The sequence below is a fragment of the Vibrio sp. 10N.222.48.A3 genome, assembly GCF_041475345.1.
GTDB lineage: Bacteria > Pseudomonadota > Gammaproteobacteria > Enterobacterales > Vibrionaceae > Vibrio > Vibrio tasmaniensis_A.
Genome location: NZ_JBFRVX010000209.1, coordinates 1 through 8,658 on the forward strand (window position 1 = coordinate 1; position 8,658 = coordinate 8,658).

Below are 8,658 nucleotides of genomic sequence, written 5' to 3' on the forward strand. Positions count from 1 at the left end.
TCGTATCTCGTATCTCGTGTTTCTATAGCGCTTTTTGAGTGAAAAACTGTTTGTCTTCCCAGCGAAGTATCGTCAAGTCTCCCCCCCACACACACCCAGTATCAAGTCCAATTACATCTTTTCCGTTATAGCCTTCAAGCGCAGCCCAGTGTCCAAAAACAACGGTTTTATCGAGCTTTATGCGTTGCGGAAGGTCAAACCATGGCACTAGTGGTTCATCGGTAATTTCATTCGGTGGTAGCTTACATGCCATGTCGAGTCGGCCATCTTCAAAACAGAAGCGCATTCTTGTCAGGCTATTGATCGCATAGCGATAACGTTCGATGTCTTGCAACTCGTTGTTCCAGAGATCTGGCGTGTTGCTGTACATGTTCTCAATAAGCCACTGCCAACGGTCCGATTTCAGTAATGACGTTATCTCTCGATTCTCTGTACGTGCTTGTTCTAAGTCCCATTGAGGTGAGATGCCCGCATGTGTCATGACAAACTCAGGGTGTTCTTGCATCAAGGGTTGTTGTCTTAACCATTCCAGCAATTGGTCACGGTCTTCAGCATCAAGAATTGGTTGAGTCTTGTCTTTTGGTTTGGCTGAAAAGAGGCCTAAGGAGACCGCAAGTAGATGTAAATCATGGTTACCCAATACCACCTTCGCTGAACTGCCAAGGCTACGAACAAAACGTAACGTCTCTAAGGATTTAGGGCCACGAGCAACTATGTCTCCGGCGACCCATAACGTATCTTGTTGTTTATCAAAGTTGATGGTTTCAAGCAGTAACTGAAGTTCGTCGAAGCATCCTTGGATGTCTCCGACAATATAATTCGACACAGCATTTTCCTGTAAGTGGTAGATGTGTACTAGTTAAGAATATTGGGGATGGCCAGTCTAAATGGGTCGACTTCTGTTATGAAATCAATGCCTTTATGATCGGTCATTACATAGTGTCCCTGCATGACTCCCACTGGGGTTTCGATGACGGTGCCACTGGTGTATGTGTATTCGTCATTGGCTTCAATCACAGGTTGCTGTCCAACCACGCCATCACCTTCTATGGTGAGTTGTTTACCGTTGGAATCAGTAATCAGCCAGCGACGAGACATAAGTTGTACTGTTGTTTTACTTAGATTTTTGATGGTAATGATGTAAGCGAAAACGTAGCGATTCTTAGATGGCTCAGATTGTTCTTCAATATATTTAGAATGAACTTGGCATTTGATACAAGGCGTAGATATATCCATATTCGCACCTTTTGTTGTTGGTATGCTTTAAGTATTACATAAAAAATAGGCTCCTCACCGAAGTGTAGGAGCCTTTTTCGATTATTTATCAGCGTTGTGACTGTCGTGCAACCAGTTCGCCATATCGACAAACTGTTCGAGCGTCAGGTTCTCAGGGCGCATGCCAGGGTTTACACCTAGCTCTTCAAGCACTTCCTTGTCGATTAGGCTCTTGTAGCAGTTACGTACTGTTTTACGACGCTGGTTAAAGCCTTCGCGACATACGCGATCTAACCACTTAAGATCTTTTGCCGGGTAAGGCAGTACTTCATAAGGCTGAAGGCGAACGACTGCAGAGTCTACTTTCGGTGGCGGAACAAATGCTGTTGGTGGCACTTCTAAAACAGGAGTGACTTTACAGTAATATTGAGCCATAACCGTTAGACGACCGTAAGCTTTAGTACCAGGACCCGCTGCTAATCGGTTAACGACTTCTTTTTGAAGCATAAAGTGCATGTCTTGCACGTCTTTATGGAACTCAAAAAGGTGGAACATCAATGGTGTAGAGATGTTGTATGGCAAGTTACCGAAGATACGTAGCTTGTTGTTTGGCTTAACAAGTTGTTCGAAATCGAACTTCATTGCATCGCCTTCATAGATCGTTAACTTTTCAGCAAGATCAGGGTGATTACGCAGACGTTCAGCAAGATCTCTATCCAGTTCAATTACTGTGAACTTGTCGACAAGCTTGCCAACAGGCTCAGTAATCGCACCAAGACCGGGGCCGATTTCTACTAAGTTCTGGCCTGGTAGTGGGTTAATACTCGATACGATGCCATCAATAATGTATGGATCGTTAAGGAAGTTTTGACCAAAACGTTTACGCGCTTTGTGCCCTAAGTGGACATCATTTCTCATTGCTTTTTCTCTACTAATTCAATGGCGTGCGTGAGCGCTGTTCTAAAGCTCCCTGTATCGGCTTGGCCTTTCCCTGCCAAGTCTAAGGCGGTACCGTGATCGACTGATGTGCGAATAAACGGTAAGCCAAGCGTGATGTTCACTGAGCGACCAAACCCTTTGTATTTCAATACTGGGAGTACTTGGTCGTGATACATACCTAAAACAGCATCTGCATCTTGCAAATATTTTTCATTAAAGATGGTGTCTGCTGGCAATGGGCCAACTAAATTAATACCATCTTTCTGGCGAATTTTTTCTAGCGTAGGGGTGATAGTTTCTATCTCTTCACGACCCAAACAACCATCTTCACCAGCATGTGGATTCAAACCACACACGTAGATAGCTGGTTTCTCAATCGCAAATTTTTCAACCAAGTCTTTATGCAGAATAGCAATGATTTGCTCTAATCTGTCTTCGGTCACTGCTTGAGATACATAAGCTAGCGGGATGTGCGTTGTTACTAGAGCAACACGCAGCCCTTCTGTTGCCAACATCATCACGACAAGTGGAGTATTGGACTTCTCTGCAAAGAACTCGGTATGGCCACTAAAAGCAACGCCAGCTCGGTTAATTACACCCTTGTGAACAGGGCCGGTGACAATAGCATCAAATTCATCATTCATACAGCCAATTGCTGCGGTTTCTAAAGTATTTAATACGTAATGACCGTTAGCCTCGTTGAGTTGGCCTGCAACTGCTGTTTCAGCTAGTGGAACGTGTTTCACAACCAATGTTCCAGAGCGTTGAGGTTGCTTGGGCGCGGTTGAATCGTAATCCAACAGCTCAACCTCAATCCCTAACATTTCAGCTCGCTCTGCTAATAGGGTTTTGTCCGCACAAACGACGAGCTGATGTGGCCAGCTTTCTTGGGATAAGGCGAGAGTTAAATCTGGCCCAATTCCCGCTGGTTCACCTGCCGTAATGACAAGGCGTTTAGTTGTCATCTTGGTCATCCTCGACCACTTCAACAAAGGCGCTAGCTCTTACTTCTTGCAGCCAAGCACCAACTTCTTCGTTGAACTTACGGTTAAATAGAATTTGATAAGCTTTGTTTTTCAATGCTGAATCGGTACGGTCGACTTCGCGACGGTCTAGTACTTCAACAATGTGCCAACCGTGCACGGTTTTGAATGGCGCACTGATTTTACCTTCAGGTAACGTTTCTACTTGGTGCTTGAATTCAGGTACGTATAAATCCGGAGTTTGGTAGCCTAACTCACCATCTTGTACTGCTGAACCTGGGTCTTGGCTGTATTGCTGTGCAAGGTCACCAAAGCTCGCTTCACCTGCGTTTACACGACGAGTGATTTCTTCAAGCTGCTCTTTCGCACCGTCATCACTCAAGATAACCGTTGGCTTAATCAAAATATGACGTGCATTAACTTCGGTAACTGCAACGGTTTCCAAACCTTTTACGTCTTCAATTTTTAGAATATGGAAGCCAACACCACTTCGGAAAGGGCCGATGATGCTGCCTTTGTTCTGCATTTTTATTTGATCTGCAAAAATCGTAGGCATCTCTTCTTTACGCATCCAACCCCAATCACCACCTTGCAGTGCTTTAGGGCCTTTAGAGTAAGTATAAGCCATGGTGCTGAAGTCTTTGCCGTTGTTTAGCTCTTCCACTAAATCAGTCGCTTGTGCTTCCAATTCTTCTTTGGTTTGGTCGTCATTGAATCGCAGTTGAATGTGGCCAATTTTGTATTGAACCGTCGCATTGGTTTCTTGCGCTAAGATGTCCGCTAGGTTGTCAACTTCTGCAGGAAGGATATTAATACGACGACGAACCAAGGCATTGCGCGCTTCACTTGCCGCAATCTCTTTTCTTACTTGCTCACGAAATGCATTGTAGCTCAGGCCTTCTTCAGCAACCGATGCTGTAAGTTGTTGCACTGTTTGGTTGTTATCTTTGGCAATGCCTTCAATCGCTTGATCCAGTCGAGCATCATCAATTCGAACCCCAATACGTTCCGCTTCTTGGGTCTGAATTGTATCGATGATCAACTTTTCGAGTACTTGTTCATTGAGCACGTCTTGTGATGGTAGTGTTTGCCCGCTTTTCTTCGCGTTTGCACGCAGTGTTTTCATTGAAGTATCAATGTCACTTTGTAAGATCACGCCCTCGTTGACGATTACTTTTACGCTATCGAGTTCAACTGGTGCGGCATAGCTTGTTGATAAAGTACAAGCGGCTGCGATAGCTATTAATGTGCGTTTCCACAATGTCATGTGTAATCCTTTATATTTACCGATGTTTTATCAGTAAAGAAAGTTAGTTGTTTAAGAAGAATGGGCGACCGTAGCTAAGTGCGTTATTTGAGCTTGTTTCACTTACTTCGCTTGAATCAGAGCCTATATTGGTACCAAAGCCAACAATACCGAAGTTAAAGCCAAAGTTTTTCTCGTATACTGGTGTCGCATTCGATGTGTTGATGTAATCACCTTCCCATCTACGCAATTGGTTACTATAGGTGAAGCCGATATACCAACAATCGGACTTGTAATTGAGTTTAGCTAACCACTCAAGGTTCTCTTCGGTTGTTAAATCATAGAAGTACTGAGCGCTGGCACTCCACTTACGTGAAATCTGGTAGGCTCCGAGTAATCCTGCTTGAGATATACCATCTTTAGTAATCGATCCAACATTAAAATCAACAGTGTCTTCGATATACTCTTTGGTTACGTAGCGGTAGTTGGTTTGGATATAACCACCAGAAAAACGGTACTCAATGGTGCTGTTGGCTAGTTGCATTGCTGTGGTATCGATGTCGTACTGAACCCCACCATGATAAAACAGGTAGTCGTCGTAATTAAAGTCGACTTCTACAGCCCAAGATGAGTAATTCGAGTTCTTATCTTTAGTATCAAGTGTTAGATGTTGTTTCGTATCTTTGTCGATATAAAAGATCTGTCCAAAAGACACATTGAGTCGCTCTTTATACTCATCATCAAAGAAACGAGATGATGCACCGTAGCTTACTTGGTTAGCTGCAGCGATACGGTCTACACCACTGTATTTACGGCTTCTAAACAGGCCATAATAATCAGTCTGCAGAAGTGTCGTATCGTAAAGACCAATGTTGTTTTGATCTTCTTTTGGTACATACAGGTATTGAACTTGGGGTTCTAGAGTTTGAGTGTAGTTACCAATAACCTTGGTATCTCTTTCTAAAACGATACCAGCATGACTCCTAAATTCAGGGATAACTCGACTTACTGACTTTTCTAAATCTTTATATTTGTCACTTGTGGTATCAACACCATCAAGATCTTGTTGGTAGTAAGTACCAAGAAGTCGGGCTTCTGTGGTCCAAGTACCCCAAGTGTTGCCTACTGGAATTGTAATTCCCGGCTCAACGTGAATACGAGTTGCCGATGGTTTCCCTTTTGCATCTGTATCAAACAGAGACACATGGCTGACCAAGTCGAAATCTAAATACTCCATTACCTCAGGGGCATAATAGTTATATTCAAGCTGTGGGAGCAGGCGGTATGGAAGGTTGTTTGTCGTATTTGTGAGGACCTGAAAATCTCGCACAAGTACAGACGCATCCCAATTTTGAGAACGGTATGTAGCCTGCCCTTCTTGAAGAAGCTGGCCATCTTCACGGTTACCAATGCCGCTTCCGTTGACATCTGTGAAGTACTCGATATCGCCAACTTTTGAGTAATCAATTTCAAACAACCAAGATTCTTGGAATATTCCTGAGTGATTAAGTTGAGCCCCCCAACGTTTGCCTTTCTCTGGGTATTTTTTGTCATCAGGCAAGTATTCAGACTTAATCATCCCGGAACCAAAATCGCTTAAATATCTAAATTCACTGTTAAGCTGGGTACCACGCTCTTTCATGTGCTTAAAAGTGGTTTTGAGGTCATACTCTGGTGCCAAGTTCCAATAAACAGGGATCTCAAATTCAAAACCATCACTTGAGCCATATGATACCGTTGGATATAAGAAGCCTGTTTTACGCGTATCACCAATCGGAACGGTTAAGTACGGCAGATAAAAAACAGGAACGCTCTGAATTTCAAACCTTGGGTTGTAGAACGTAGCCTCTTCTTCATTTTGGTCGACATCGATACTTGACGCTCTTAGTCGCCATGCATTGTCGCCGATAGGGCAAGAGGTGATTGAGCCATCTTCAATCTCATAAACCGCTTTTCCGGTTTTTGCGATGTAAACCGCATCTCCTCGCCCTTGCTCACAGAGAAACTCATAATCGGTATTTTCGAGCGTCATTTCATCGGTGGTCAGATTGTTAGTGGCTCTGTCTGCCACTGACTTTATTTGACCATCGCTAAAGTTTACGTTGCCTTCAGCTACAACGATATTTTCTTGTTGGTGAAGCGTTACATTGTCGGCAAGGATGGTTTTGTTTCCTTGGGTAACTCTTACATCACCTGAGTAGATTGCCTTGTCACCATTGATAGCCTCTAAGCGATCGGACTCAACATGAGCGGGAAGTTGTGTCTCGTTTTCTGCAGCGGGATCGATCAAGCATTGATCTATAGAGGGCATTTCCTGCACACTACTATCGGTGATTGTTTCAGCTTGAGTTGTCGACACGTATAATGCCGTACTTATAGACGCGGCTAACAAGGTGCGGGAAAAAAATTGCATGAAGTTGAACTATCCTGTGTCACTAGATGAAGGGTTGATCTAGTATCAATCCAATTAATAAAGCATTTTCCTTATGATAAAGGAAATATTAGCATTCAGCATCATCAGACAGCATTACTCAGACAAAATTCATAGATAGAGAACACATAATGCAAATATTTGGCAAAATTTTGGGCGCTTTTTTTGGTTTTTTATTTGGGGGGCCGCTCGGTTTAGTTTTTGGCCTATTTTTAGGGCACCAGTTCGATAAAGCTCGCCGATTGAACCAATCGGGCTTCAATAGCTCTGGTTTTGGACGAGGTCCAAGCCAAGCTGAAAGACAAAACGAGTTTTTTAAATCCGCCTTTGCGGTTATGGGACACGTTGCTAAAGCTAAGGGGCAGGTCACGCCAGAAGAGATTCAGCTCGCTTCTACAATGATGGAGCGTATGAACCTGCATGGCGAACAACGTAAAGCGGCTCAAGATGCTTTCCGTGACGGCAAAGAGAGTGACTTCCCGTTAAGCGATGTGCTTGAGCGTGTGAAAATCTCATCGGGCGGTCGTTTTGATCTTCTGCAGTTTTTTCTTGAGCTACAAGTGTCCGCAGCATTTGCCGATGGAAGTTTGCACCCGAGTGAGCGCCAAGTCTTACATAAGATAGCGCAAGGCCTTGGATTTTCTGCAGAACAGCTAGAGCGCCGCTTGCAGATGCAAGAAGCAGCATTTCGTTTTCAACAGCAAGGTGGAAGCTTTGGTGGCCATCAAGGCCATGGTCAATCATCGGGTTGGCAACAGGCTTCGCAACAAAACCAATTGGCCGATGCGTTTAAAGTTCTCGGTGTAAGTGAAAGTGCCGACGGTAAAGAGGTTAAGAAAGCTTACCGCAAGCTGATGAATGAGCATCACCCAGATAAACTGATGGCGAAGGGCTTACCGCCTGAGATGATGAATGTTGCGAAAGAGAAATCGCAAGAAATTCAGAATGCTTATGATCTGATAAAGAAAGTAAAAGGTTTTAAGTAATTGAACACTAAACCGAGTAATAACAAAGTTACTCGGTTTTTTATTAAAGGGAATTATATGACGGTAATGTATCAGGATGTTCTAGAGTTTTGGTTCGATGAGTTGACGCCTAAAGATTGGTTTACTGGCGGCGCCGAGATTGACACTTTGATAGAGTCTCGATTTTCTGAATTGCATAAAGCAGCCATTCAAGGCGAGCTATTTGAGTGGCGCCAAACTGCGCAAGGACGATTGGCTGAGATTATCGTGCTTGATCAGTTTTCTCGAAATATTGGTAGAAACAGTCCGACAGCTTTTTCGGCTGATCCGATGGCGTTGGCTCTAGCCCAAGAGGCGGTAGCGGGTGGTTTTGATCACCAGCTTAACGAGCAACAGAAAAGCTTCCTGTATATGCCTTATATGCACAGTGAGTCTTTGTTAGTTCATGAACAAGCTGTGGAACTCTTTTCTCAAACGGGATTAGAACATAATCTTGATTTTGAGTTTAAGCACAAGGTCATCATCAAGCGTTTTGGTCGCTACCCTCACCGTAATGAGGTGTTAGGGAGAGCTTCGACTCCCGAAGAGGTTGAGTTCTTGCAGCAACCGGGCTCAAGCTTTTAATTGTAGAAACACAGTTCAATAGATAAAAAAGAGGCAAGTGGTTAATAAAAACCTTTAGCCTCTTTTTTTGTTTGGCTTCATTCATGAGCTTTAACGTTAAAACTAGTTTGCTTGGTTGAGCGACCAATCATAGTCATAGCTGATTTTGTTAGTGTTCGTCACCGGCTTTGTTCGATACTGGTCTAAGTGTTGAATGAGTTGTTTCTCTGTACCAAAATCCACAGCAAACCAATCGTAAATCGATGATAGTTGTAG

At 43.6% G+C, this 8,658-nt stretch carries 8 protein-coding genes and 1 pseudogene; 2 read left to right on the plus strand and 7 right to left on the minus strand.

Annotation, left to right across the window (positions count from 1 at the left end; translation table 11 throughout):
- Window positions 1-22 precede the first annotated feature (22 nt).
- The 6 genes from AB4653_RS07335 to lptD form a co-directional block, all read right to left on the minus strand.
- Window positions 23-826, minus strand: a complete 804-nt coding sequence (locus tag AB4653_RS07335) for a symmetrical bis(5'-nucleosyl)-tetraphosphatase (protein ID WP_009847828.1) — start codon at window positions 824-826, stop codon at window positions 23-25.
- 29 nt (window positions 827-855) lie between these two features.
- Entirely contained in the window at window positions 856-1,236 is a 381-nt protein-coding gene (gene apaG, locus AB4653_RS07340; RefSeq protein WP_009847827.1) for a Co2+/Mg2+ efflux protein ApaG, read from the minus strand.
- An 81-nt stretch (window positions 1,237-1,317) separates the two neighbouring features.
- A complete protein-coding gene (rsmA, locus tag AB4653_RS07345) occupies window positions 1,318-2,133 on the minus strand; it encodes a 16S rRNA (adenine(1518)-N(6)/adenine(1519)-N(6))-dimethyltransferase RsmA (RefSeq protein WP_009847826.1) in 816 nt (271 codons plus the stop codon).
- Window positions 2,130-3,119 carry a 4-hydroxythreonine-4-phosphate dehydrogenase PdxA gene (gene pdxA / locus AB4653_RS07350; RefSeq protein ID WP_009847825.1) on the minus strand — a complete coding sequence of 330 codons (990 nt, stop codon included), beginning with the start codon at window positions 3,117-3,119 and terminating at the stop codon, window positions 2,130-2,132. The genes rsmA and pdxA overlap by 4 nt, the downstream gene beginning before the upstream one ends.
- Window positions 3,109-4,404, minus strand: a complete 1,296-nt coding sequence (gene surA / locus AB4653_RS07355; RefSeq protein WP_009847824.1) for a peptidylprolyl isomerase SurA — start codon at window positions 4,402-4,404, stop codon at window positions 3,109-3,111. The genes pdxA and surA overlap by 11 nt, the downstream gene beginning before the upstream one ends.
- 43 nt (window positions 4,405-4,447) lie before the next feature.
- Window positions 4,448-6,796, minus strand: a complete 2,349-nt coding sequence (gene lptD, locus AB4653_RS07360; RefSeq protein WP_032555290.1) for an LPS assembly protein LptD — start codon at window positions 6,794-6,796, stop codon at window positions 4,448-4,450.
- A 149-nt stretch (window positions 6,797-6,945) separates the two neighbouring features.
- On the opposite strand from lptD, the gene djlA reads away from it, so the two are divergent.
- Both djlA and AB4653_RS07370 read left to right on the plus strand, forming a co-directional pair.
- Window positions 6,946-7,800, plus strand: a complete 855-nt coding sequence (djlA, locus tag AB4653_RS07365) for a co-chaperone DjlA (protein WP_009847822.1) — start codon at window positions 6,946-6,948, stop codon at window positions 7,798-7,800.
- A 57-nt stretch (window positions 7,801-7,857) separates the two neighbouring features.
- Window positions 7,858-8,403, plus strand: a complete 546-nt coding sequence (locus tag AB4653_RS07370) for a DUF924 family protein (protein WP_009847821.1) — start codon at window positions 7,858-7,860, stop codon at window positions 8,401-8,403.
- Between the two features lie 102 nt (window positions 8,404-8,505).
- Here AB4653_RS07370 and AB4653_RS07375 read toward each other — a convergent pair.
- A pseudogene (locus tag AB4653_RS07375) lies at window positions 8,506-8,658 on the minus strand (DUF547 domain-containing protein); the annotation flags it as partial.

Excerpts from the sequence above, each read along its gene's own strand:
- surA (WP_009847824.1), bottom strand. The coding sequence starts at position 4,404 with ATGACATTGTGGAAACGCACATTAATAGCTATCGCAGCCGCTTGTACT.
- pdxA (WP_009847825.1), bottom strand. The coding sequence starts at position 3,119 with ATGACAACTAAACGCCTTGTCATTACGGCAGGTGAACCAGCGGGAATT.
- AB4653_RS07370 (WP_009847821.1), top strand. The coding sequence starts at position 7,858 with ATGACGGTAATGTATCAGGATGTTCTAGAGTTTTGGTTCGATGAGTTG.
- djlA (WP_009847822.1), top strand. The coding sequence starts at position 6,946 with ATGCAAATATTTGGCAAAATTTTGGGCGCTTTTTTTGGTTTTTTATTT.
- apaG (WP_009847827.1), bottom strand. The coding sequence starts at position 1,236 with ATGGATATATCTACGCCTTGTATCAAATGCCAAGTTCATTCTAAATAT.
- rsmA (WP_009847826.1), bottom strand. The coding sequence starts at position 2,133 with ATGAGAAATGATGTCCACTTAGGGCACAAAGCGCGTAAACGTTTTGGT.
- lptD (WP_032555290.1), bottom strand. The coding sequence starts at position 6,796 with ATGCAATTTTTTTCCCGCACCTTGTTAGCCGCGTCTATAAGTACGGCA.